Origin of the sequence: Sinorhizobium sp. BJ1, from assembly GCF_002531555.1 — a bacterium.
In the GTDB taxonomy this organism is placed as follows: domain Bacteria; phylum Pseudomonadota; class Alphaproteobacteria; order Rhizobiales; family Rhizobiaceae; genus Sinorhizobium; species Sinorhizobium fredii_B.
On the sequence record NZ_NWTH01000011.1, the window covers coordinates 1 to 22311 of the forward strand.

The 22311-nt window shown below is 60.7% G+C and carries 28 protein-coding genes and 3 pseudogenes; 18 read left to right on the plus strand and 13 right to left on the minus strand.

The window, feature by feature from the left end:
• The 3 genes from CO676_RS16660 to CO676_RS16670 all read left to right on the plus strand — a co-directional run.
• On the plus strand, positions 1–437 hold a 437-nt coding region (locus tag CO676_RS16660), incomplete at its 5' end, for a tyrosine-type recombinase/integrase (protein WP_179875511.1).
• 9 nt (positions 438–446) lie between these two features.
• On the plus strand, positions 447–1610 hold the full coding sequence (locus CO676_RS16665; RefSeq protein ID WP_097521896.1) for an IS91 family transposase: 1164 nt from the start codon (positions 447–449) through the stop codon (positions 1608–1610).
• 417 nt (positions 1611–2027) lie between these two features.
• Complete coding sequence (locus tag CO676_RS16670) at positions 2028–2279, plus strand: transposase (protein ID WP_245424344.1); 252 nt, start codon at positions 2028–2030, stop codon at positions 2277–2279.
• Here the strand turns inward: CO676_RS16670 and CO676_RS16675 are convergent.
• The 7 genes and pseudogenes from CO676_RS16675 to CO676_RS16710 all read right to left on the minus strand — a co-directional run.
• Positions 2252–2573: pseudogene (locus tag CO676_RS16675) on the minus strand (transposase); the annotation flags it as partial. The gene CO676_RS16670 and the pseudogene CO676_RS16675 sit on opposite strands and share 28 nt — an antisense overlap.
• A gap of 177 nt (positions 2574–2750) precedes the next feature.
• Entirely contained in the window at positions 2751–2891 is a 141-nt protein-coding gene (locus CO676_RS35245; protein WP_153297029.1) for a hypothetical protein, read from the minus strand.
• A gap of 61 nt (positions 2892–2952) precedes the next feature.
• Positions 2953–3105: pseudogene (locus CO676_RS16680) on the minus strand (RES family NAD+ phosphorylase); the annotation flags it as partial.
• A 37-nt stretch (positions 3106–3142) separates the two neighbouring features.
• Positions 3143–3508, minus strand: a complete 366-nt coding sequence (locus tag CO676_RS16685) for a type II toxin-antitoxin system RelE/ParE family toxin (RefSeq protein WP_332908276.1) — start codon at positions 3506–3508, stop codon at positions 3143–3145.
• Positions 3459–3704: a type II toxin-antitoxin system ParD family antitoxin gene (locus CO676_RS16690; protein ID WP_014763632.1), complete on the minus strand. Its 246-nt coding sequence runs from the start codon at positions 3702–3704 to the stop codon at positions 3459–3461. The genes CO676_RS16685 and CO676_RS16690 overlap by 50 nt, the downstream gene beginning before the upstream one ends.
• Positions 3705–4205: 501 nt before the next feature.
• Positions 4206–4718, minus strand: a complete 513-nt coding sequence (locus CO676_RS16695) for a thermonuclease family protein (RefSeq protein ID WP_014763634.1) — start codon at positions 4716–4718, stop codon at positions 4206–4208.
• 728 nt (positions 4719–5446) lie between these two features.
• Entirely contained in the window at positions 5447–5677 is a 231-nt protein-coding gene (locus CO676_RS16710) for a hypothetical protein (protein ID WP_014763635.1), read from the minus strand.
• 199 nt (positions 5678–5876) lie between these two features.
• Here CO676_RS16710 and CO676_RS16715 point away from each other — a divergent pair, with 199 nt between their 5' ends.
• Both CO676_RS16715 and ligD read left to right on the plus strand, forming a co-directional pair.
• The gene (locus tag CO676_RS16715; RefSeq protein WP_097522046.1) at positions 5877–6191 is read left to right on the plus strand and encodes a succinoglycan biosynthesis protein exoi; all 315 of its coding nucleotides are present in this window, start codon (positions 5877–5879) and stop codon (positions 6189–6191) included.
• A 35-nt stretch (positions 6192–6226) separates the two neighbouring features.
• Positions 6227–7201, plus strand: a complete 975-nt coding sequence (ligD, locus tag CO676_RS16720) for a non-homologous end-joining DNA ligase (protein ID WP_097522045.1) — start codon at positions 6227–6229, stop codon at positions 7199–7201.
• Between the two features lie 707 nt (positions 7202–7908).
• Here ligD and CO676_RS16725 read toward each other — a convergent pair.
• From CO676_RS16725 to CO676_RS16750, 6 genes and pseudogenes are all read right to left on the minus strand, one after another.
• Positions 7909–8112, minus strand: a complete 204-nt coding sequence (locus tag CO676_RS16725; protein WP_144340141.1) for a hypothetical protein — start codon at positions 8110–8112, stop codon at positions 7909–7911.
• A gap of 91 nt (positions 8113–8203) precedes the next feature.
• Positions 8204–8467 carry a hypothetical protein gene (locus tag CO676_RS16730; protein WP_097521899.1) on the minus strand — a complete coding sequence of 88 codons (264 nt, stop codon included), beginning with the start codon at positions 8465–8467 and terminating at the stop codon, positions 8204–8206.
• A gap of 393 nt (positions 8468–8860) precedes the next feature.
• Positions 8861–9112 (minus strand): hypothetical protein, encoded by a 252-nt coding sequence (locus tag CO676_RS16735; protein WP_097521900.1) that lies wholly within the window; start codon positions 9110–9112, stop codon positions 8861–8863.
• Between the two features lie 275 nt (positions 9113–9387).
• Positions 9388–9702 (minus strand): hypothetical protein, encoded by a 315-nt coding sequence (locus CO676_RS16740; RefSeq protein WP_245424335.1) that lies wholly within the window; start codon positions 9700–9702, stop codon positions 9388–9390.
• Positions 9703–10523: 821 nt separating this feature from the next.
• Positions 10524–10927 (minus strand): annotated as a pseudogene (locus CO676_RS36080) (DUF4172 domain-containing protein); the annotation flags it as partial.
• A gap of 327 nt (positions 10928–11254) precedes the next feature.
• Complete coding sequence (locus tag CO676_RS16750; RefSeq protein ID WP_097521901.1) at positions 11255–11632, minus strand: MarR family transcriptional regulator; 378 nt, start codon at positions 11630–11632, stop codon at positions 11255–11257.
• 87 nt (positions 11633–11719) lie between these two features.
• Here CO676_RS16750 and CO676_RS36085 point away from each other — a divergent pair, with 87 nt between their 5' ends.
• From CO676_RS36085 to virB11, 13 genes are read left to right on the plus strand one after another with little or no spacing between them, the layout of a single operon-like run.
• Positions 11720–12241, plus strand: coding sequence for a hypothetical protein (locus CO676_RS36085; protein ID WP_097521902.1), 522 nt, complete (start codon positions 11720–11722; stop codon positions 12239–12241).
• Positions 12242–12243: 2 nt separating this feature from the next.
• Positions 12244–12915, plus strand: coding sequence for a lytic transglycosylase domain-containing protein (locus tag CO676_RS16760; protein WP_097521903.1), 672 nt, complete (start codon positions 12244–12246; stop codon positions 12913–12915).
• Positions 12912–13211 (plus strand): TrbC/VirB2 family protein, encoded by a 300-nt coding sequence (locus CO676_RS16765; RefSeq protein WP_014763651.1) that lies wholly within the window; start codon positions 12912–12914, stop codon positions 13209–13211. Before CO676_RS16760 ends, CO676_RS16765 begins: the two co-directional genes overlap by 4 nt.
• Before the next feature lie 4 nt (positions 13212–13215).
• Positions 13216–13557: a type IV secretion system protein VirB3 gene (locus CO676_RS16770; protein ID WP_097521904.1), complete on the plus strand. Its 342-nt coding sequence runs from the start codon at positions 13216–13218 to the stop codon at positions 13555–13557.
• Complete coding sequence (locus tag CO676_RS16775; protein WP_097522047.1) at positions 13550–15931, plus strand: VirB4 family type IV secretion system protein; 2382 nt, start codon at positions 13550–13552, stop codon at positions 15929–15931. Before CO676_RS16770 ends, CO676_RS16775 begins: the two co-directional genes overlap by 8 nt.
• Complete coding sequence (gene virB5 / locus CO676_RS16780) at positions 15931–16629, plus strand: P-type DNA transfer protein VirB5 (protein WP_097521905.1); 699 nt, start codon at positions 15931–15933, stop codon at positions 16627–16629. The genes CO676_RS16775 and virB5 overlap by 1 nt, the downstream gene beginning before the upstream one ends.
• The gene (locus tag CO676_RS16785; protein WP_097521906.1) at positions 16626–16859 is read left to right on the plus strand and encodes an EexN family lipoprotein; all 234 of its coding nucleotides are present in this window, start codon (positions 16626–16628) and stop codon (positions 16857–16859) included. The genes virB5 and CO676_RS16785 overlap by 4 nt, the downstream gene beginning before the upstream one ends.
• A gap of 5 nt (positions 16860–16864) precedes the next feature.
• The gene (locus tag CO676_RS16790) at positions 16865–17797 is read left to right on the plus strand and encodes a type IV secretion system protein (RefSeq protein WP_097521907.1); all 933 of its coding nucleotides are present in this window, start codon (positions 16865–16867) and stop codon (positions 17795–17797) included.
• A 36-nt stretch (positions 17798–17833) separates the two neighbouring features.
• Complete coding sequence (locus CO676_RS16795; RefSeq protein ID WP_097521908.1) at positions 17834–18109, plus strand: hypothetical protein; 276 nt, start codon at positions 17834–17836, stop codon at positions 18107–18109.
• A 4-nt stretch (positions 18110–18113) separates the two neighbouring features.
• A complete protein-coding gene (locus CO676_RS16800) occupies positions 18114–18785 on the plus strand; it encodes a virB8 family protein (protein ID WP_097521909.1) in 672 nt (223 codons plus the stop codon).
• Complete coding sequence (gene virB9, locus CO676_RS16805) at positions 18785–19639, plus strand: P-type conjugative transfer protein VirB9 (RefSeq protein WP_097521910.1); 855 nt, start codon at positions 18785–18787, stop codon at positions 19637–19639. The genes CO676_RS16800 and virB9 overlap by 1 nt, the downstream gene beginning before the upstream one ends.
• A gap of 9 nt (positions 19640–19648) precedes the next feature.
• Positions 19649–20821 (plus strand): type IV secretion system protein VirB10, encoded by a 1173-nt coding sequence (gene virB10, locus CO676_RS16810; protein ID WP_097521911.1) that lies wholly within the window; start codon positions 19649–19651, stop codon positions 20819–20821.
• Between the two features lie 9 nt (positions 20822–20830).
• Positions 20831–21820, plus strand: coding sequence for a P-type DNA transfer ATPase VirB11 (virB11, locus tag CO676_RS16815; protein ID WP_097521912.1), 990 nt, complete (start codon positions 20831–20833; stop codon positions 21818–21820).
• Positions 21821–22311 lie beyond the last annotated feature (491 nt).

Here is a 22311-nt window from a genome sequence, read left to right on the forward strand (position 1 = left end):
GCCTGAAGGTGGCCGACATCGACAGCCAACGCATGGTGATCCAGGTCCGTCACGGCAAGGGCGCCAAGGATCGCACGGTGATGCTGTCGCCGCAGCTGCTTGCCATCCTGCGCACCTATTGGCGGCTGGCGCGCCCAAGGAACTGGCTGTTTCCCGGACGGGGCGACAAGCCGATCGATGTGCAGGTGCTTTATGCCGCCTGCCGTTCGGCGACCAAGGCGGCGGGATTGACCAAGCGGGTCAGCGTGCACACGCTGCGGCACAGCTTTGCCACCCATCTGCTCGAGAGCGGCGTCGATATCCGCATCATCCAGGTGCTGCTCGGACACACCCACCTGTCGACGACGGCACGCTACACGCAGGTGGCGACAACCACGATCGCCCGGACCGTGAGCCCGCTCGATCGGCTGCGCCTCGAGGTCGTGCCGCCGGCCTGAGATCGCGCCATGCGACCGGCGCTGGAGGTGGCGGACATCTTCCGCCGCCATGGCCCCGCTTATCGTCGTACCCATGACGGTCATCTCGGCCGGGGGGAACGCCGCGTCATGGCGGCGATCGCGCTGTGCCGGACGGCGGCGCTCGGCGGCCATGTCGAGACCTGCGACGACTGCGCCTTGAGCCGCGTCGCCTACAACTCCTGTCGCAACCGCCACTGCCCCAAATGCCAGGGTGCCGCGCGCGATCGCTGGCTCGCCGACCGCCAGGCCGATCTGTTGCCGGTGCCGTACTTCCATGTCGTGTTCACCGTGCCGGCCGAGATCGCCGCGATCGCCTATCAGAACAAGCGGCAGCTCTATACGATCCTGTTCGAGGCGGCCGCCGAGACGCTCAAGACCATTGCCGCCGATCCCCGTCATCTCGGCGGCGAACTCGGCTTCCTCGCCATCCTCCACACCTGGGGGCAGACGCTGACCCATCACCCGCACCTCCACTGCCTCGTCCCCGGCGGCGTGCTGGCCGCCGATCGCCGCCGCTGGGTCGCCTGTCGCCGCCGACGTTTCTTCCTGCCGGTTCGGGTGCTCTCCCGGCTGTTCCGCCGCCTGTTCCTCGAGCGTTTGCAGGCGGCGCAGACGGCCGGAGGCCTGCGTTTCTTCGGCGCCCTCGCGCCGCTTGGCGACGGCAATGCCTTGGCCCGGGCGCTGCGTCCGCTGCGCAAGAAGCGCTGGGTCGTCTATGCCAAGCCGCCGTTCGGATCGCCCGAACGGGTGCTCGCCTATCTCGGCCGCTACACCCATCGCGTCGCCATCGCCAACAGCCGCCTCGTCAGCGCTGACGCCACCGGCGTGACCTTCCGCTGGCGCGACTACCGCCACGGCAATGCCCCACGCTCGATGACACTGGCACCGCACGAGTTCATCCGCCGCTTCCTGCTCCACTGCCTGCCCGACGGTTTCCACCGCATCCGCCATTACGGTTTCCTCGCCAACGGCATCCGCCGCGCCCGCCTCGCCGTCATCAGGCGATTGCTGGCCGATGCCCCGCCGGAACGCAGCCGGGCGGAAAGTTGTCAGCGAGGCCCCTTCGATCCGACCGTCTGTCCCTGCTGCGGCGGCATCCTGCGCATCACCGTCAGGCTGCCGCGGGCGCGACCACGGCCCGATACGTCATGAGTCCACGCCGCCGCGCCCATTGGTCCCGACAGCCTTGCCGCGCCGGCGCAGGTCGGTGCGACAGGGGCCCCTGTCCCCTGTGTCATCCCGCTCCGGTTCCGGCTCTGCCAAAGCCGCGCTCAACACCCCGGTGTTCCCCACAACACCAGCGCCGGACGCCGCCGCACCGCGGCATTGCCCTTGCCGCCGCGGCGCGCGCCATCAATACCGGCGCGCCACGATCAAACGCCGCAGCACTAAATCCATAGCGGCGTGCCAGCGTCAGCGGGCCAGTTCAATCCGGCTTCAATGAGGTCGCCCCCGGCGTCAGTTCGCCAGCGCATCCCCGCGCGACCTCACAGAACCCTCCCGATTCCCTTTTTGGCCAATCTTTGATTCATAGCTGCTTTTGCGGAGGCGGCTTTGGCACGAGGCGATTTGAGTGATGCGGCATGGCGGATCATCGCGCCATTCTTACCAAGAGAACGCGGGCGCAAATCGCGCCCATCACTTGATAATCGCCGATTTCTTAACGGGATGCTCCACGTCCTGCGCGTCGGCTGCCCCTGGCGCGATATGCATGAGCGATATGGGAAATGGAAGTCGGTCTATGTGCGATTTCGGCGTTGGGCCGAGCAAGGTGTATGGGATGCCTTGCTCGAAACGCTCGCCATGAAGGCGGCGCGATAAGCACCTCGATCGGAACCGGCGAAGAGCCATGCCTTCCTGCCGAGAACGAAGCCGCGCGGCGCCCGTTCGGCGGCGTTATTCGTCAGGCAGACGCGGCCGTCACTAAGGAAGGCCGTAAACCCGTCCCAGCGCTTCAGCATGTAATCGATCGACTCGCCGACCGGTGAACTGCGCGACAGCGTTGCTCGTTCGGCCCGCAGCCATTCGTGGAGTTCGGTGCCAAGCGGATGTTTCGCGGCGACGCCGCTCCAGGCGCTCAGCGGCGGCAAGACCGTTGATCTCGCGCTCGATGTCTTCTCCTCCCGAGACCAGCGCCGACGCCGCTCGACCGACGTTATGACCTCAATCTGATGCTTCGTCATCGGACTATCCCCAGTGCTTGCAGTAGGACTTGCAGTCTTCAGCCTACCTCGGCAAGGCGGCCGCCACCGGAGGGATACAGCTGTACGGTCCTGATTGCGAGATCGGCGCTCAGCAGCGTGCCGTAGAGCCGGATGAGGAGGTGCGTTGCTCGAGGGGGTCGCCTTCCTTCACCAGAATTTCCGCCACGTAACCGCCATCGACGTGCTGGACGCGCTTGACGTTCGTCTCGACCAAAAAGCGCCCGGGCACGACAACCGCACCGTGAATGTTGGCGTGAGTGACCCAATAACCAGACCTTGTTCTAGCTGGTTTAAAGCCTCGAGATTTCGGGTTGCGGAGTTCCCTGCCATTCAAGCCGCCATATTGCGCCCTGCCTCAGATTCTGAATAAGAGTGGGATGGAAGGCGACAAGGCAGGTGCCACCCGTTGCCCTCACGGAAGGATAAATCAGCCCCGGGCTGTCTTCTTCCTTTAATTTCGAACGTGACTACCGGCTTTGCTCAGAGAAGACCATTGTCGAGGATCTCCAAGGCCGCGCGCCAATCTTGCCGCGCGCCGAGGACGCGGATGATCAGGAGGTAGTCGGGCTCGATCCGGTAGATGATGACATGCTGGCCGCTGGGGTGAATGCGAACGGGTACGGCAAATTCGCTTCGCTCCCGCGCCATTTCCGGCATCGCAAGAACGGCCTCAAATGTGCCTGATAAGCCTTCGACGTAGAGATCCGCTTGCTCCACAGACCAGGTTTCCGCAGTATACTGCCAAATGTCCTCAAGATCAGCGCGTGCACGCGGTGTCAGTCGGAGTTCCCATGGACTACTTCGCGCCATGCTGCTCCCGCATGCGTGCATTGAAGCTTGCGGCATCAAATGGTTCAGGCTCCCCACTGGAGAGCCCCTCGTCTATCGCCTGCTGAATTGTCGCGATCGCGGCCTCCCGCTGCTGATCACGGCGAATCAAGTGGCGCACATAGTCACTTGTGTTGCTGAATTCGCCTTGCTTCAGTCGTGTCTCGATCCAGGTCTTCATTGGATCAGGGAGAGAGATGTTCATCGTCGCCATGGGTCGCCTCCGTTCACAGGCCAAACCTTAACACTCGACGCCAAAGCTGCCAAGGAGATTGGCAAAGTTTGCCAAGCCTTCAAATTGGTGCGGCCTTGGTGGAAGACGGGAATGATATCGCGCGTCGCAAGGGGCAAGGAATGCCTAGACGGCGGAATTCGTGAGGGTCTCGGACTTCGTCAGGTTGTCTCTGCCGGCTATTAGCAGGCGGGCAAATGTTCAGGCGGAGTGCGCCCCTTGGGGTGGACATGGATCAGGCTGCTGATTTGCCAGTCTGCCGGATGTGTTGATCCTCGAACTGTTGGGGGCTCAAGTAGGCGAGCGCTGAATGGAGCCGTCGTTTGTTGTAGACCTCCTCGGTGAAGTTGTTGGCACGCGTCGAAGCCGGCGAGGAGGTGATCATTATACGCGCCCTCATACTGGCTGCACGCTGGAGACGAGAGCGCCCGAAACCGAGCCGACGTTTTCGTTTTTCCCGTAATGCGAGTTTGCAGGCCGCGTTCAGCATGACGGCCCTCGCTTTGCCCGTTCCGCGCGTGCCTGGCAAGGCAACTGGAATTGTCCACGCCAGATGCCAGCGCCCCGTGACCGTGCGAACTCCTGAGCATCGGCATAGGCTCCCTTGCTGTACGCTTCCCAATCCACCGCATTCCCGCTTTCGACGAGCCAGTGATTGATCTCGCGGCCGTCAGCGCGAAAGCAGATTCCGACGAAGCGTCCGTATCGGTCGCGCTCGAGCACGTCGCAGCGGGTAGGACGAGAAGCCGTCAGGAATCTGTTCAGTGCGAAGGCAGCATCTTTGCCACATCGATAGGCGCCGCCGTCGCCATCCCCGCATCTTTGCCAGCTCTCCGGCGCATCGACGCCGTGCAAGCGAATTCGCTCTCCTCTGATTTCGATCGTGTCTCCATCGATCACGGTTGCGCGCCCGATGATCGGACCGGCGCCGCCCAGGGCCGGCGAAATTGCAAGAAGCGAGATCTGGGCGGCAGCCAGAAAGTAGCGAAGCATCATTGAGCTGGTCCAATCTGATAAAATCACTGAGCCAGTTGGCACATTGGAATGCTGCCGTTAAGGACGGCGGCTTCATCGGCTGATTCGACCAATCTTGACGACATTCCGATCCTTATTCCCGCAGTCCGTGCAGTGCAGGTATCGCGCGAGGGAGAGTATCGGCCGCTTTGCCCCGAACCGCCGCGCCAGCGCGCGCCGATCGATCCGGTTCTCGCGGCCGCATCTGCGGCAACTGCAGAACAGGTCATACCATTCCGGAAGGTTCGCGAAGGTGATCTCGTCGGGAGAGCCGGCCGGCGCCGCACCGTCGGCCGGTTCCATCGGGAGAGCTTGTCATCCTGGTCGGGCAGTGTCTCTCGATAGACCAGCCGACAACGGTCATAGAACTTGTTGCCCGTTTTCACGCATCCGTTCGCAATCGCCAATTCCGTCAACAGAGCGGGCATGGTGCGGTCCCCGGTCCGCTTGAGCATGGCCCTCGCGTCGTAGCATCTTTTTACCCCGCATTCACATTCGATCCGGATCTTGCGTCCGACAAGCTCGGACAGCCACCAGGCACCAGCTCTAGGCATTGCGTGGCTTCCAATCTGGCCGGTGTTCGAGACAGAACCAGTTCGGCTCCGATTTCCCGACGGCGAACCCAAAGGCACCCCATCTTTTGCAGTCGGGATGCTCGCAATAGTGCACGTACAGCGTTGTATCGTGCTTGGCCGCGCCTTGCTCGTCGCTCACGTCGTCACCTCATCCTGGCGCTCCGGGCAGGGCGACCAGCCGCGAGTGAAGCCCAGAGCCATCGCAATCTGAGCCAGTGCCAGTTGTTCTCGCAGATGCTTGCAGTCGGCGAGGAGCGTCCGGATGGTAGCTTCTGCGTCGCCGCCATGCCAGGCAAGTGCTGACGCGACCGCATCCATCCAGGTGTCGAATTCCTCGATGTCGGAAGTATGCTTCTCGGCAGACATAACGACTCCTTCTCCGCGCACGCACGGAGACTTTTGCCCCACGGGTTTTCAGATTGGCGGCCGCAACGCCGATGAACGTTCCTATTATGTTCCGGTGGTGCTAAGAGTCAATGCGGCCCGCAGCCGTTGATACTCCCTTTGTGCAGCTTTTGCTAATTTGTGCCTTCTTCTACCATCGTCAGGCGAAATGGGGGGTGGCATGATTTATCGACAAGGCGCCCGAAAGCAGCAACAGCGTTCTGCGCTTTTTGCAGCGCCGGGATTATTGGGCGCGGCGCTCGCGGTCGGCGCAGCCGGCGGCATCACCTTCAGCGACCTTCTTGGTTTGTGGAAGGGCTCAGGTGGCGAATCCTGCCACATCAAGGGTAATGTCAGCGTCACGGGAGAGAGAATTTTCCACGTGCCCGGGCAAGAGTATTACTCGCAAACCCGGATAAGTCCGGCATATGGGGAACGCTGGTTCTGTTCGGAATTTGAGGCGTGGGCCGCAGGTTGGCGGAAATCGTATCGCTGAGGCTTTTTTGCGGCGCCGCCCGCTTTAATCTTGCGATGGCCATATCTTCATCAAAAAAGCCGCATGGCACGCCTCCGCCAGACCCTATGCCGGCGCGCGTCGACCCGTGCATTGCGATGCTCGTCGACAAGCCGCCAAAAGGTCCGGAATGGGCCTTCGAGGTGAAATGGGATGGCTATCGGTTGGCGCTTCATATCGAACCTGACAGAATCCGCATCATAACGCGGGGTGGGTACGACTGGACGCACCGCTTTCCGTCGATCATCGCCGAGACGCGGCAGCTCCGGCTCAAGACTGCCATACTTGATGGCGAGGCGGTCGTTCTCGACGAGCAGGGCCGATCCGATTTCGGCATGTTGCAGCGCGCCCTCGGCCGCCGTCCCTCCGCGCATGAGCCCGGCGAAATCATCCTCTTTGCTTTTGATCTCCTCTATCTCAATGGCCGCGACCTGCGCCGACTGCCGCAGCGGGAGCGCCGACGCATGTTGGAGCCACTTGTTGCAGGCCGTGAGGGCGCCATTCGCTTGTCTGAAGAGGTTGAGGCAGACGGCGACGAGTTTCTCCGGGTCGTCTGCGAGCTCGGGCTCGAAGGTATTATCGCGAAGCACGGCGAGGGGCCATATCGCTCAGGCCGAAACGATGCGTGGCGCAAGATCACCTGCACCCGCCGCGACAGTTTCGTCATCATCGGCTTCGAGCAATCGACCGTTACCGGCGCAATCGGGCGTCTGCTGTTAGCGGCGCGCAGAGGCGGCGAACTCGTCTATGTCGGAGGCTGCGGAACCGGCTGGACGCGTGAAGAGTCGGTGAAGCTTCGGGAGTTGCTAGGGGAGATCGAGACGGATTCGCCGGCGGTGAACCTGAAGCGGAAGGGCGCGGTCTTCACGGAGCCTTTCCTCGTCGCGGAAATAGCGTATCGCGCCTGGACGGAAGACGGCAAGCTGCGGCATCCGTCGTTCAAGGGGATCAGGGAGAGGGCGGATGATTTGACGATATACGAACTGAAGTAGCTCGGCTTCCGTGCGGTTTATGCGTGCGGCGAGAGTGCCAGACCAGCAGGAGCGATCGGCGGCGTGACGAGAGCCTACGGGTATTTGTAAAAGACGTGACCTTTTGCCCAGGTCACTGTTCCGTCCTCTGCTCGCTCCCAAGCTATGTTCGCATTCATCGGGTACGGACAACCCTCTTGGTGAAACTGACCCAGACGCACTCTCGGAGCATGATCACCGCAAGGTGAGGAAATCTGGAACCCTTCTCCCTGCAGGTGACGTTCCAAAGCCGCAGCATCACCGGGGGCCGGGAACCGCATCCGCAATCGCCTTGTGAGCTCCGGTGAAACGCCTTCTGGCATGCGGCTACGAAGAAAATTTTCGGGAGGGGGGCACCCGTTGGTCCACCAGCCTCCCGACGCTTCCAAATTGCGGAGCAGCGGAGGCAGAGGCGGATGGCACTCCCCTAGCTCGCATCCCGAAAGGAAGGCGCAAAGGCTCACTAACAATGCGCTCTTACGGAAACGGGTATTCAGAGGCAGATGTCGCACAAAGGAATTTCGGGATTGGTGGCCTCCCACGAGCTCATCGGTCTGCCACAGTGGATACATCTCGTATCTGTCTGGCTGCCCCCGAACGACGCCAAGCTGCGTCTCTGGCGTTTCTCAGTTTAATCGCATCGTCGCGGCGCTTCCGGTCGGCCGCTCTCTCTTCGTCAGTAAAGCCGTTCACGCACTCCCCTTCCTCTCGCTACCCTCGTCCAGATCATAGATGGGCAGTAAGCCGTATTCCTCCAGCCATTCGCGAATGATGAGGCGGATTATCCCTTCGTGCGTCATCTCAAGCAATTCGCAGGCGACGCCAAGCGCCGACTCGATGTCGCCGTCGGACATCTGTGTACCCACCTTCTCAGCGCGAACTGTTGTCGCCATGCCTGCCCCCAACTCATTACAACCTCACAGATTGAAGGGTCTCACAGGGCAGGAACTGAAAGCCATTGGCGCGGGGTAATCTGGTCAAGCGTCAATGTAGCCTTTGCACCGGTGCATCTACGAAGCTTCGTATACCGTCGCGCTGAACAGTGGCCAGGAATTCTTGGAACGCATCTCGATCCGTGTCGAAGGTGTTATCCCAGATGGTCGTGTTCCCTTCCTGGTCGAATACCTCAAGCACCCAATCGAGATTGGTGTCGGCAGGACGGTAAATACGCAAAATGACGATTACATCGTCATCGATGAATTCGCCGGAGAATTCTGAGAACTCGTACTGCTGTTCGCTTTTGGTCATCGGCCTTTATAGCATGAGGCGGACGGCATCGCCCTCCAATTTCAGCACCCGCGCGTGATCTTTGCTTGCTGCTGCCGGGGCAGTCGCACCGCGATTACCCCATGTGTAGCTGGGCGGTAGCGAAGCCGCTCGCGAGCGCGCGGCGTAGCGGTGGTCAGCCCATTCGTTCAGAATACGTGCCGCACGAGCGAGTTCCTTCAAGCGGAGCAGCTTGCCCGGGGGCAGTCGGTCCCGGTTTCCGCCCGTCGGGCGGCGCTAACGCTAAAACCTCCTGCGGTTGCCCTGTTACCGGTCAAGCTGCGCGCGAACGGGCTTCGGCGCTAAAGCGCCTGCGCCTGGTACGCTTTTTTTTGGTAGGCACTCGGAAGCCAATCGGTCCGGCACCGCCTTGACTTACGCGCTTCTGCGAAACTGACGCGCCGGTCGAATGGAGTCCGGATTGAGAGTACTGAAGACATGCAGCCAGAACGTGAACTCGCCCTCGCGCTTTTCCACCCAGGCTTCGATCGCGCGATGCGCCGCGGCGGTTTTCGCGTCGCAGCCAAAGACCTCCATCGCAAGTTTCACAGCCGCCGCCACCGCGACATCATCTTTCGCGCCCGTCTCGTTCGACGGGCGAGGGCTATGCTTTAATTGTTTCGACATGACGACTCTCCTTCAAGAGTCCGGCGCAAGACGATGTGGCCGGACGCTCTCATAGCGATAATCTTGATCGCATCGTCCGGAAGCACAGGCTCCGCTCATGTCGGCTGAGTTGAACGCTAATTGATTTCCCGCAAAAGGGGAAGGTCGTTTTTTTGCGCGAGGTTGCGGCGCGGGCTCGTGCGCCTCACCCGGTGAATGCGCTGGCCATGTGTCTTGCGACGACCAGACGGGATCAGGCCCCACCCGGGCGATCAGCATGAACAGGCTCAAAACAGTCAGTCAGAGCTTTTGACACTACCCTGGCAATGAAGCCCGTTGCGGCCGCACGTGGCGCAGCCTCCCTGGGCGAAATCGCCAAGTACCCTCTCCGGAACAGTCAGGATGGCATCAACGATCCCATCGACGACTTCCTCGAGAGCTACATCTTCCGAGTTCCTCCGAAACAGGACCTGGGGCCGCATACGCAGCAAAAGGTGGATCGCAATCGCCCTTGTTGTCCTCTCCCGGTCGACAAGAAGCATGCCTCGCAGCTCGTCGTCGATGTCCATCAGCGGAGCGTGAAACACAGCGGCGCTCAGATCATTGCCCAATATTCTCCTCCAACGTCTTTTCGCTTGACCGCAGTGGTCCTGTCAACGCGCTGATCGGCATCACGACCTGCCGGGGGCGAGCCTCAAGACGCCCCTCGTGGGCACGGCCTGCTGACGCACTGCACACAGCGACGGCGGCTGGTTCTGTCGGGCAAACTTAACATCTCTGCGCCGAGGCAGTTATCGTCGTCTTGCTATCCGGGGGCCGTCGCCGCGACTGCTTTGATCGTGATGTCGGCGGCTATGTGACGGTCACGTTGAGCGGTCAGGCTAGCCGCATAAGCCCTTCGGGCGCCCCCGCATAGCTGCGACGGCTTATAGTGGAATTGTTTATTTGGGAGTAAAATCGGTACTTAGCAGGGAGTGACCCAAAGGCTGCGGGAAGATGAGCCGGAGAAGGCACAAATGCATCGCTCTGACCGAGAGAAGAACCACTACGATCACGATATGCTTGTGATCTGGGCATCAACCGTTTCCGCGCTGCTGATTGTCGGCGCGACATTGTTGATGTTGATGATTTAGTCTTCATTAAGGAGGGTTTGTACAGCGCCGTGCGTCTTGTGACGCACAAAGATCGCTGGAGAACTTTGAATGACGGCGTGTTTTCTCGCTTTACCGGCGTCGATGGAAATCCTGCAGTCGTGGAAGGAGCATTCCGGCTGACCTTCAGGCGGCCGCACCTGCTCAGAAAACCGATCGCGAGTGATCCTTCTGTGGCTAGGATCAACGTCCAGGAGTTTCTTCCTCCCTGCAACTTCACCTGTCGCTGAATGCCGCCACCCGTAATCCCGTTCGCGCGACCTCTTCCACGCCTGATCAGCTCACTTCGGGAGTTTTAGATGATACCGCGTGTGCCTCAGTTCACCGGTTCGAAGGAACGCCCCCTTAGCAACAAGGTCCTGCAAGTCTCTCGTTGCCGTTGCGCGGGAGGCCTGCGTAATACTGATGTAGTTCTCTGCGCTGAGACCGCCCTTGAACCCGTCGATGCCCTCGCGGAACATCCGCGCGATAACTTTCTCTTGTCGTGGATTTAGCTGGCCACGCAACGAGTCGTACAGCCGCGTTTTCGATATATGGAATTCCATGCGTTGAGAGTCGTCTGCTGAGCCTCAAGAATAGTTTGCCCGAAATAGATCAGCCAGCCCGTGATCGCATTGTTCCTGTTGCTTTTCTCCAGCATGTCGTAATAGCTCTTGCGGCCCCGCTCGATCGTATAGGCAAGCGCGGTTTCGTTGCCAGTTCCAGCGCATGAGTTATAGCCATCCTTCCTATAACTCACATTATGCCAATAGTATGAGGTTTAGCTAGCCTGCCTATCCCTCATTGAAAGAACCTTCCTGGCGGGCTTACGGCCGGGCTGTTGGCCGTCAGATCGAAGGTGCGGTGCCTCTCGTTCAGCGTGCCAAGTCTGGCACATGAGGCTTATTCTGGGGCCTTGGTTGCGCTTTTTGACGCCAACGATTCCTTCGGATCCATCTGGCGCTTCGTGAAAAACAGGGCCCATGCCGCTCTCAGGTAACAAAGTCACTTATAACATTGACTTTGACCGGTCTCAGGGTGCAATGGGTTCGCTGTCAGCGTCTTGCTGAAAGCTTCGCAGCTTCTCCAGGATCTGCGGCGCGATGTCGAATTGCCGCGCCTTGCCGCGGCCCATCGAATTCTTCACGAACTTCTCCGTCAACAATCCACGCCGCACCAACGGGTCGATCGTTTCCGTCACGCCGGTGCGGGTAAGGCCCGTGATTTCGACGACACTTGAAAGGGTTAGCTGCTGGTGTCCCTGGTGCATGATATAGAGCACGCTCATCATGCCGATCTGCTTCAGTCGCGACTGGGGCGTCTCGTCCTCAATCGGATTGTCGACGATTTCGTGAAAAATGAAAGCCGAGAAGGCGAGGCTGTGCCACTGCGAATTGAGAGCTCTTGTCATTTGTTTAACTGCGTTATATAAGGTGGTATATCGGTTGCGGTAATCAACAGCGCTGGGATTTAGTGCAGCGCTTGCGGGGGTCTCTCCATGAAGAACTTACTGATCAGCAGCTTCCTTTCGACGATTGGCGCTTCGTCAGCATACCTCGTTTCAGACAGTATTGCGCGGGCAGATGATTGGGGATGCCAGGTTATCCTGTGCCTTTCAAACCCGGGCGGCCCGACACAGTATGCGCCATGCCAGCCTCCGATGAAAAGACTTTGGCGGGAGCTTGCCAGGGGACACGCGTTTCCAACCTGCAGCGGCGTCGGCTTCAGGGCCTCGCAGCCGCGATATGAACCCTACGCCTGCGATGATGGTTTCAGGCTGACGACGCGAAGCAGTGATCGCGGCCACGAGGCAAGCTGTGTCTCTACCGCACCCCAAACTGTCTCGAACAGTGAATGCCATTACGATAGCGCCGGCAGTGCCATTTCGTCCCGGTGGGACCACCTGGGCGGCGAGCGACAATGCCGGCGTTATGTGACCAGACGGCCCAAGGTCCGCTCGAAGCCTCACCATGTCGACGTGACGATCGAGGGGATCGGACGCCAAAGGGTGTGGTACTGAGCATGCCCGTTGCCTTTGTGGATCTCGCGCAGACCTGTGCACCTATGGTCGCGGCCGAAACTCTTGCTGGCGTCGTCAGCCTCGAAAGTCGTTTCGAACCTTTCGCGATCCGGATCAACAGCGGGCCGCCGCTCTCTGAACAGCCCAGGACCAAGGCTGAGGCGATCGAGGTCGCCACGGCACTGGCGGCCGAACGGCAGGACATCCAGCTCGGCCTCGGCGGCATTGGCTTGGAAGAGCTTCGAAAGATGAGCTTCTCGATTTCTGACGCTTTCGATCCATGCCTTAACCTCCAGGCCACCGCCACACTGCTCGACGGATACTACCGGCTCGCACTGAGGGCCGGCGCCGATCCGAGCCGCGCAGAGCGGGACATGCTGCGATCCTACTACGGGCGGGACGATCCGTCCGTCGGCGCTATCGTCGAATATGACGAGCAAGTTCGCAAAGAAATCGAAAAGCTCGGCCAAACCCTCGCAATGCTCACGATCGGCGATGGTGGGGCGGGCAGGGGGCCGAGCGAGGGGACGGCTGGCGATGTCCCCGTCGAAGCTGAAAGCGATGCTACCCCGAACGATCAGACGGCGTCCGCGCCGGCCTGGGATGTCTTCAATTCGCGGCGGCGGTCCTCCGTCCTCGTGTTTCAGAACAATAAAATGGAGCAGAGTGAATGACCTTCAGTTCCCGTATCCGGCCGATCGCCGCCTCCACCCTGATGGCCGTCGCCATCGTAGCCACCATGGTCGAGCCGGCTTTCGCGCAGGCCGCCGGCATCGAAACCGTCCTGCAGAATATCGTCGACATGCTGACCGGCAATATCGCCAAGCTGCTCGCCGTCATTGCAGTGATCGTGATCTGTATCGCCTGGATGTTCGGCTACATGGATCTGAGACGAGCAGGGTTCTGGATCATCGGCATCGGCGGCATCTTCGGCGCCACCGAACTCGTGAACACCATTGTCGGGAGCTGACAGCATGGCGACCGCGCGGCCGACGCTCGAGGAAGACACGCTGTTCATCGCCTGCACCCGGCCGGCGATGATCGCCGGCGTAACAATGGAAGCCATGGGCGTGAACATCATGCTCACCATCATTCTCTACATCGTCGCCGGCTCGATCGCCTACTTGGCTGTCGGCGTCGTCTTTCATCTCGTTTTCCGCACGCTGGTCAAGCACGACCAAAATATGTTCCGCATCTTGCTTGCCTGGGTGGAGACACGCGGCCGCTCCCGCAACAGCTTCTATTGGGGCGGGGCGACCCTTTCGCCCCTGAAGCTTGCCCGGCGCTTTGACGAGAGGGATCTTGGATTTGCCTAGTCTTGCAACCCTCAGGTCCCGCGAGCTCGCTCCGGAGACCTTCATCCCCTATATCCGCCATGTCGACGAGTCGACAATCGCGCTCGAGTCACGGGCGTTGATGGTGACGATCGCGCTCGAAGGCGTCGCGTTCGAGACCGCGGATGTTCTCGACCTGAATGCCCTTCATCGCGACCTCAACACGCTCTACCGCAACATCGCCGACGAGCGACTCGCCTTGTGGACCCATCTTATTCGCCGCCGGGACAGCGACTATCCCGAGGGCACCTTCGCGACTGCCTTCTCGGCCGAGTTGAACGACAAATACCGCACGCGCATGGTGGGCGAGGACCTGTTTCGCAACGAACTCTATCTGACAATCCTCTGGTCACCGGCTCGCGATCCGGTAGACAAGGCGGCAAAGCTCTTGTCGCGCCTGCGACGATCCCGTCGGGCGGGCGTCGAACTCGACGAGGAAGCCCTCAAGCATCTCCGCGACAAGGTCGTCGACGTCACTGCCGCGTTGAAACGCTTCGAGCCGCGCGTGCTGTCCCTCTACGAGCATGATGCTTTGCTTTTCTCGGAGCCGAGTGAATTGCTGCATCAGATCGTCGGCGGCCGGCGGGAACCGCTCCCGCTGACAGAAGGGCGCATAGCCTCGGCGATCTACTCCGATCGCGTCATTGTCGGCCGTGAAACGATCGAAATCCGGCACGAGGCGACTAGCCGCTATGCCGGCATGTTGAGTTTCAAGGAATATCCGGCTCGCACCAGGACCGGCATGCTCGATGGCGTGCTTACCAGTCCTTTCGAACTGATCCTGGCGCAATCCTTCTCCTTCGTCTCGAAAGCCGACGCACGCGTGATCATGGGCCGCAAGCAAAACCAGATGGTCAGCAGCGGCGACAAGGCGGCCTCACAGATCGAGGAACTCGATGGGGCGATGGATGACCTCGAATCCAACCGGTTCGTCCTTGGCGAGCATCACCTGACGCTCTGCGTCTTTGCTCCCTCGGTGAAGGCACTGACCGACAATCTTGCCAAGGCCCGCGCCAGCCTGGCGAGCGGAGGCGCCGTCGTTGCCCGCGAGGATCTTGGTCTCGAGGCGGCCTGGTGGGCGCAGTTGCCCGGCAATTTCCGCTATCGTGCCCGGTCCGGAGCGATCTCGTCGCGAAACTTCGCGGCGCTGTCGCCCTTCCACTCCTATCCGATCGGCCAGAAAGACGGCAATGAATGGGGCCCCGCCGTCGCGCTGCTCAAGACCGCGTCCGGCTCGCCATATTACTTCAATTTCCATTGCGGCGATCTCGGAAACACGTTCGTCTGCGGCCCGTCGGGCGCCGGCAAGACGGTGCTGCTCAACTTCATGCTGTCGCAGCTCGAAAAGCACGATCCACATGTGGTGTTCTTCGACAAGGACAGGGGAGCCGATCTCTACATACGCGCCGCCGGCGGCACCTATCTCCCGCTGAAGAACGGTATTCCGACCGGCTGCGTCCCTTTGAAGGCCCTCGAATTGACGCCGGAGAACAAGGTGTTCCTGACGCGCTGGGTCGGCAAGCTTGCTGGTTCGGCCACGCGGGAACTGACCGTGACCGAGCTTCGCGAGATTGCCTCCGCCATCGAAGGCCTCGCCGATCTGCCGGTGGAGCGCCGGACGATCGGCGCGCTCAGGACTTTTTTGGACAACACGAACCCGGAAGGGATCGCTGCTCGGCTGCGTCGCTGGGAGACGGGAGGGCCGCTCGGCTGGGTCTTCGATAATGTAATCGAGGACATCGGCTTCGGTGAATTTGGCGATGGTGGCACGTTTGTCGGCTACGACATGACCGATTTCCTCGATAACGAGGAAATCCGTGCCCCCCTGATGGCCTATCTCTTCTATCGCGTCGAGCAACTGATCGATGGTCGCAGGATCATCATTGTGATCGACGAGTTCTGGAAAGCGCTCCAGGACGAAGGCTTCCGCGATCTTGCCCAGAATAAGCTCAAGACGATCCGAAAGCAAAACGGCCTCATGCTGTTTGCCACGCAGAGCCCGCGCGACGCGATCGTCTCGCCGATCGCCCACACCATCATCGAACAATGCCCGACGCAGATCTTCCTGCCGAACGCGCGCGGCAACCGCGCCGACTATGTCGACGGCTTCAAGCTCACGGAGCGCGAATACGAATTGATCGCACGCGAGCTCTCCGTTGAGAGTCGGCGGTTCGTCTTGAAGCAGGGACACAACAGCGTCGTCGCCGAACTGAACCTCAGCGGTTTCGGCGACGAACTCGCCATCCTTTCCGGCCGTACCGCCAATGTCGAGCTTGCCGACGCGGTCCGCGCCGAAGTCGGCAACCGGCGAGAGGACTGGCTTCCCGTTTTCCAGCAAAGAAGGAGTGCGAGCTGATGACCTCATTTAGATTTCATGGCGCGGCGATCGCCGCGGCGCTCATGCTTTCCGCCGGCACAGCGGCAGGGCAGGGGATTCCGGTGATCGACCAGACGGCGATCGCCAAGCACATCGAAACCATCGCCGAGCTCAAGTCGCAGCTCGACGCCCTCAATCAGCAGATCGAACAGGCGCAGCAGCTCTATGGCTCGCTTAACAAGCTCACCGACATGGCGGATGTCGCCAGCGTCCTCAACGATCCTGCCATCCGCAGGGTGCTGCCGGCAGACTTCGACGCCATCGAAGGCCTGTTCAAGGGCAAGGGCACGGGCGTCCTCGGTGATGCGGCTTCGGAATTCCTTGAGGGCAATTCGACGTATCGGACCAGCGCCGACGACTTTTATGCCCAGGAGCTTTCCCGCATCCAGAACAGGAATGCCGGCCAGATGAGCCTCGGCCAGCAGATCTATGACAAGGCGACAAAGCGCATCGACGGCATCGACCAGTTACGCGAGAAGATATCGACGGCAAGCGATGCCAAGGATATCGCCGACCTTCAGGCGCGGCTTCTGGCGGAAACGGCTTTTCTTCAGACCGACATGCTGCGCATGGAAGGCTTGCGGATGGTGCAGCAGGCGCAGGCGCAGGTCGACGAGCAGCGCAAGGCCGAGGACTGGCGCCAGCGCATGGACGCGATGAAGGCAGCACTGCAATGAGGAAATTTTCCCTTTTCCTCGCGATCCTTGGCCTGACGGCCTGCTCGGATCAGGCCGAACGGACCTACACTGTCGACGAGTTGGTCGCGGACGAAGCGCTACTTGCCGACATCGTCACCAAGTGCCGCAACAATCCGGGCGAGCTTCGCGACACCCCAAACTGCAGGAACGCGGAAAGTGCCGATATTAAGCGGCGGTTCCAGCGCATGCGGCAGTCGCTCGGAGGCTGACGCCCATGTATGAGGTGTTCGCCTTCGTCGACGAGCAATTCAAGACGCCGTTGGAAGACTTCGTCTCCACCGGAACGTCGAATATCGCCGAGTGGGTCTCAGGCCCACTGACGGCGGCGATCACCCTCTATATCGTGCTCTTTGGCTATCTCGTTCTTCGTGGCTCGGTCCAGGAGCCGATCCTCGACTTCGCTTACCGGGCAATCAGGCTCGCCATCATCGTGATGCTGGTGAAGAACGCCAGCGAATACCAGACCTACGTCACCAACATCTTCGTCGAGACCTTGCCGCGCGAGATCTCGCAGGCGCTGAACACCGGATCGACACCGAGCGCCTCGACGTTCGACAGTCTGCTCGACAAGGGGCAGGACGCGGCCACCGATATCTGGTCACGCGCCTCCTGGCCGGGCGATATCGCCACCGGCGTCGGCGGCATGATGGTCATCTTCGCAAGTTTCGTCGTCGCATCGATCGGCTACATCGTCTCGCTCTACGCCCGTCTGGCGCTCGCCATCGTGCTGGCGATCGGGCCGATCTTCGTGGCGCTCGCCATGTTCCAGCCGACGCGGCGCTTCACCGAGGCCTGGATCGGGCAGCTTGCGAACTTCGTGATCTTGCAGGTCCTCGTCGTCGCGGTCGGCTCGCTGCTGATCACCTGCATCGACACGACCTTCACGGAGATCGAGGGGTATAGCGATGTGCTGATGCGGCCGATTGCGCTGTGCGCCATCTGCCTCGCTGCTCTCTATGTCTTCTATCAGCTTCCCAACATCGCTTCGGCGCTCGCCGCTGGCGGTGCTTCGTTGACCTACGGTTACGGCGCTGCGCGTGACGCCCATGAAGGCACGCTCGCCTCGGCGGCATCACATACCGCCCGTGCCGCCGGCCGCGGGTTCCGAGCCGCCGGACGGACCTTCACCTCTAACGGCGACAGTTGATGATGCCCGCACCAACTAGAAAAAGGTCTTCTCGGAATGATCAGAACATTTCCGCTGCTGTGCATGGCAGCGATCTTAAGCAGCTGTTCATCAATGACCTATCCGGTCCCTAAATGCGACGGCTATTCGCGCCGGCCACTCAATCGCTCCATGTGGCAGTGGGAGGACAACAGCAACCTCAAGCAGAAACATTCGGATGCGCGGCCGGTAACCTCGTCGAGCGTGGTTGCGACCTATGCCGAAGAGAAAAAGGAGCCGCCAGCCTTTGCACATTTCGACGCCGCTGCATCCTATCGTCGTTGTGAGGGATAACGCGATGGTCTCGAGCGACGAACTCAAGTCATACTTCGAGAAGGCGCGACGCTTCGATCAGGACCGTATGATCCAGGTCGAGCGCTCGGCGCGCATCGCCTGGTCGATCGCCATCGTGGCCGGCGTCCTTGCCGGCGCCTCGATCTTCGCGGTCGCCGGTCTGACGCCGCTGAAGACGGTCGAGCCGTTTGTCGTGCGGGTCGACAATTCGACCGGCATAGTCGACGTCGTCTCGGCATTGACGTCGACGGCGGGAACTTACGATGAGGCCGTCACCAAATACTTCGCGGCAAAATATGTGCGCGCTCGCGAAGGCTATGTCTGGAGCGAGGCGGAGGAGAATTTCCGCACCGTCGCCTTGCTGTCGACGCAGCCGGAGCAAGCGCGATTCTCGACCTTCTATCGCGGCAGCAACCCGGAATCGCCGCAAAACACCTATGGGCGGAGTGCCACGGCGCGCATCAGCATCGCCTCGATCTCGCTGATCAACCCGAACGTCGTATCCGTCCGCTACATGCGCACGATCACGCGCGGGGAAGAAATCCGAACGACCCATTGGGTCGCAATGCTCACCTTCGCTTACGTGAACGCGCCGATGTCATCGACCGACCGGCTTGTCAACCCGCTCGGTTTTGCCGTCAGTGAATATCGGGCCGATCCGGAGGCGATCAACTGATGCGTACCGCAGTCATCTTCGCTCTTCTTCTTGCCGGCTCGGCGTTTTCGGCCCTCGCCCTCGAGATTCCGCGCGGCGCAGCGCAGGACAGCCGTGTGCGCTTTGTCGACTACCAACCCTACAACGTTACCCGGATTATCGGCTCTCTGCGCTCCTCGGTGCAGGTGGAGTTCGCGGCGGACGAGGAGATCGCCCATGTCGCGCTCGGCAACAGTCTCGCATGGGAGGTCGCGCCGGCAGGCAGTATCCTGTTCCTGAAACCGCGCGAGAACCAGCCGGTCACCAATATCTCTGTCGTAACCACCCGGCGCGACGGATCGACCCGAAGCTACCAGATGGAGCTGACGGTGCGGGATGGAAAGGTGGAGGTGGGTCAAGGCACTTACTATTACGTCAAGTACCGCTATCCCGCCGACGAAGCCGAACGGCGGCGCCAGGTCGCAGCCGCGCGAGCAATCGCTGCGCAGGCGAAGGAGGCCGACAACGTGTTGGCGATTCATGAGGCCTATGGACCGCGGAGCTGGCGTTACTCTGCACAAGGCGCGCAGGCGCTGGAGCCGCAATCGATCTACGACAATGGCAAGGTCACGACCTTTGCCTTCGTCGGAAACCAGGAAATGCCGGCCATCTACATCGAGAATTCGGACGGTAGCGAGAGCCTGGTACCCAAGTCCGTCGACGGCAACCTGGTCCTCGTCCACGCGATCAGCCGGAAGTTCATCCTGCGGAGCGGTGCGGACGTGCTTTGCGTCTTCAACGAGGCTTATGACCGGATCGGCATCAACCCTGACACCAACACGACCTCGCCGTCGGTCGAGCGGGTCGTTCGGGCCGACATCGGCGCGGCGAAGTAGGAGGCTGTCATGGTCCAGGAAGACGAGGGCCGGATACCGGGCGAGCGCGCCGAATCGGTTCCGGGCAGGCGGATCGACAACAATCCCGTTTTGAAGCGGGGCGCTGTGGCGCTGGCCGTCGTCGTCTTTGTCGCCTTCGCGTTCTGGTCGGTGAGCGGCGAGAAGACGCCTTCTGATACCACAAGGCCGGAGCGGGTGGTCATTCGGCAGACGACGAATTTCGAACCGGTCAAGGAAACGATCGAGCCGGTACCGCCAGAGCCGGAAGTGAAGCTGCCGACGCCGGTTGTGGCCGAGCAGTTGAAGGAGGAAGATCCGTTGCTTGACTCCGCCCGCCGCGCACCCGTCATGGCCTATAGCGGTGGACAGAAAAACGCGACAGCGCGTGGAAATCGGGAAGAGCCCGCGGTCTCTCCGGGCGGCAATTTCCTGGCGCTCGACGGCAATACGATGGGTCAAAACACGGCCAGTAGCAATGAGGAGCAGTTCAACACAATGCTGCGGCCGACCCGACTCGAGGGCTCGCGCGCCGGCACGCTAGGGAACCGCGGTTTCATCGTCGCCATGGGCGCCTCGATTCCGTGCGTGCTGGAAACGGCCATGGCGTCGGACCAGCCGGGGTTCACGAGCTGCGTGATCAACCGGGATGTTCTCTCGGACAATGGCCGGGTCGTGCTGATGGAGAAAGGCACCCAGGTCGTTGGCGAGTATCGCGGCGGCCTCCAGCGGGGGCAGAAACGCCTCTTTGTGCTTTGGAACCGCGCGAAGACCCCGAACGGCGTCATCGTGACGCTGGCTTCGCCCGCGACCGATGCACTCGGCCGGGCTGGCATGGACGGATATGTCGATACCCACTGGTGGGAGCGCTTCGCAAGTGCGCTTCTCCTTTCTGTCGTCGGTGATGCTGCAAGCTACGCCAACAGCCGTCTGCAGGACAGCGACGTCGACGCGCAGGGTACCACAAGCGCCGGCCAGCAGGCCGCGGCGATCGCCGTCGAGCAATCGATCAATATCCCTCCGACGCTCATGAAGCATCAGGGCGAGCTTGTTTCGATCTTCGTCGCGCGCGATCTCGACTTCTCCGGGGTCTACAGGCTTCGCGTGATTGGGCCAAAGAACCGCATTCTCGACCGGGCGGTACTGGGCGACTTTAGCCCGCAGTCGACGCTCGTGACAAAATAGGGTGAGGACATGACCGACGACCCTGACGCTGCAGTCGTCCGCGAACTGCTCGTTCCGTTTTCGCCGTTCCTGAAGGACAAGTCCCTCTACGAAGTGATCGTAAATCGGCCTGGGCAGGTGCTGACAGAGGGCGCCGGTGGTTGGCGGACCCATGATCTGCCGGAGCTTACCTTCGAAAAGCTGATGCGCCTTGTTCGTGCCGTGGCCAGCTTTTCCAATCAGTCCATTGATGAAACGCGACCAATCCTGTCGGCGACACTGCCAGGCGATGAGCGGATCCAGATCGTCATTCCTCCTGCGACCAACAGGAACACTATAAGCATCACCGTCCGAAAGCCGTCATCGGTGACGTTCACGCTCGATGATCTGGAGCAGAGAAAGTTCTTTTCCGAGACACGGGCAGAAAACGAAAGTATCTCGAAGGGGGAACAGGATCTGGTGGCGCTCTACCGAGCCGGCCGGTTCAAGGATTTTCTGCGCGAGGCCGTCATCGCGCGCAAGAACATCATCATCTCAGGCGCAACGGGATCAGCCAAGACGACTCTCTCGAAAGCGTTGATCAAGCATATTCCTCAGCATGAGCGGCTAATTTCGATCGAGGACACCCCCGAACTGGTTATTCCGCAGCCCAACCACGTGCGGCTGTTCTATTCGAAAGGCGCCCAGGGACTTTCGGGTGCCGGCCCAAAAGAACTGCTGGAGTCATGCCTGCGCATGCGACCGGACCGAATTCTGCTGCAGGAGCTGCGCGATGGCACAGCATTCTACTACGTCCGCAACGTCAACTCCGGTCACCCCGGATCGATTACCACCGTGCATGCCAATTCCGCCAAGCTCGCCTTTCAACAGTTGACGCTTCTTTTGAAAGAATCCGAAGGCGGGTGTAATCTCGAGCCCGAAGACATCGACAGATTGTTGAAGGTCTCGATCGACGTCATTGTTCAATGCCAGCGAATGGATGGTCGGTTTCGCGCAACAGAAATCTACTTTCGCGCTTGATAAATCACGTGGATCCGTCGTCACCGACTACAGCCCATCGTCAGCTACGTCTGCGTAGACTGTGAGGTACGGCACAGGTTCGTCCGGCCAATTGCTTGAGGATTGCGAAGTCTTCGCATCCTGTCACTCGTTGTCCGGTCAACAAGCCCGTCGCGTTCTCTCCGGTTCTTTTCCGGATACTCAACAACCGAGTGAGCTCACCGCTGACCGTGGCTTTGAGCGACCATAACTACACGGAAAAACCCGGCCGCCGGAACATCCGAGGCCGGTTGAGGTGTGAAGGTGTCTAACCTCCAGAGGGGAACAGCTGACGCGATGGCACTGGGAGAAGAAGCCATCAAACTGCATCGGCTATAGGCACTATGCCCATCAGTTGTGCGATCGGCAATTACTCATTTGTAGCTGTGCGTTTTCGCGTGGCGCAAACCGTTGGCTGAGACCGCGGCGGTCGGTCGCCAGGGGATGGCAAGTGGTGGATCGCGAAAGGGAGA

Bases quoted from the DNA above. Each gene is read 5' to 3' on its own strand.
- CO676_RS16665 (WP_097521896.1), top strand. From the start codon at position 447: ATGCGACCGGCGCTGGAGGTGGCGGACATCTTCCGCCGCCATGGCCCC.
- CO676_RS16685 (WP_332908276.1), bottom strand. From the start codon at position 3,508: ATGCCGCAAGCTTCAATGCACGCATGCGGGAGCAGCATGGCGCGAAGT.
- CO676_RS16690 (WP_014763632.1), bottom strand. From the start codon at position 3,704: ATGGCGACGATGAACATCTCTCTCCCTGATCCAATGAAGACCTGGATC.
- CO676_RS16695 (WP_014763634.1), bottom strand. From the start codon at position 4,718: ATGATGCTTCGCTACTTTCTGGCTGCCGCCCAGATCTCGCTTCTTGCA.
- CO676_RS16710 (WP_014763635.1), bottom strand. From the start codon at position 5,677: ATGTCTGCCGAGAAGCATACTTCCGACATCGAGGAATTCGACACCTGG.
- CO676_RS16715 (WP_097522046.1), top strand. From the start codon at position 5,877: ATGATTTATCGACAAGGCGCCCGAAAGCAGCAACAGCGTTCTGCGCTT.
- ligD (WP_097522045.1), top strand. From the start codon at position 6,227: ATGGCCATATCTTCATCAAAAAAGCCGCATGGCACGCCTCCGCCAGAC.
- CO676_RS16725 (WP_144340141.1), bottom strand. From the start codon at position 8,112: ATGGCGACAACAGTTCGCGCTGAGAAGGTGGGTACACAGATGTCCGAC.
- CO676_RS16730 (WP_097521899.1), bottom strand. From the start codon at position 8,467: ATGACCAAAAGCGAACAGCAGTACGAGTTCTCAGAATTCTCCGGCGAA.
- CO676_RS16735 (WP_097521900.1), bottom strand. From the start codon at position 9,112: ATGTCGAAACAATTAAAGCATAGCCCTCGCCCGTCGAACGAGACGGGC.
- CO676_RS16750 (WP_097521901.1), bottom strand. From the start codon at position 11,632: ATGACAAGAGCTCTCAATTCGCAGTGGCACAGCCTCGCCTTCTCGGCT.
- CO676_RS36085 (WP_097521902.1), top strand. From the start codon at position 11,720: ATGAAGAACTTACTGATCAGCAGCTTCCTTTCGACGATTGGCGCTTCG.
- CO676_RS16760 (WP_097521903.1), top strand. From the start codon at position 12,244: ATGCCCGTTGCCTTTGTGGATCTCGCGCAGACCTGTGCACCTATGGTC.
- CO676_RS16765 (WP_014763651.1), top strand. From the start codon at position 12,912: ATGACCTTCAGTTCCCGTATCCGGCCGATCGCCGCCTCCACCCTGATG.
- CO676_RS16770 (WP_097521904.1), top strand. From the start codon at position 13,216: ATGGCGACCGCGCGGCCGACGCTCGAGGAAGACACGCTGTTCATCGCC.
- virB5 (WP_097521905.1), top strand. From the start codon at position 15,931: ATGACCTCATTTAGATTTCATGGCGCGGCGATCGCCGCGGCGCTCATG.
- CO676_RS16785 (WP_097521906.1), top strand. From the start codon at position 16,626: ATGAGGAAATTTTCCCTTTTCCTCGCGATCCTTGGCCTGACGGCCTGC.
- CO676_RS16790 (WP_097521907.1), top strand. From the start codon at position 16,865: ATGTATGAGGTGTTCGCCTTCGTCGACGAGCAATTCAAGACGCCGTTG.
- CO676_RS16795 (WP_097521908.1), top strand. From the start codon at position 17,834: ATGATCAGAACATTTCCGCTGCTGTGCATGGCAGCGATCTTAAGCAGC.
- CO676_RS16800 (WP_097521909.1), top strand. From the start codon at position 18,114: ATGGTCTCGAGCGACGAACTCAAGTCATACTTCGAGAAGGCGCGACGC.
- virB9 (WP_097521910.1), top strand. From the start codon at position 18,785: ATGCGTACCGCAGTCATCTTCGCTCTTCTTCTTGCCGGCTCGGCGTTT.
- virB10 (WP_097521911.1), top strand. From the start codon at position 19,649: ATGGTCCAGGAAGACGAGGGCCGGATACCGGGCGAGCGCGCCGAATCG.
- virB11 (WP_097521912.1), top strand. From the start codon at position 20,831: ATGACCGACGACCCTGACGCTGCAGTCGTCCGCGAACTGCTCGTTCCG.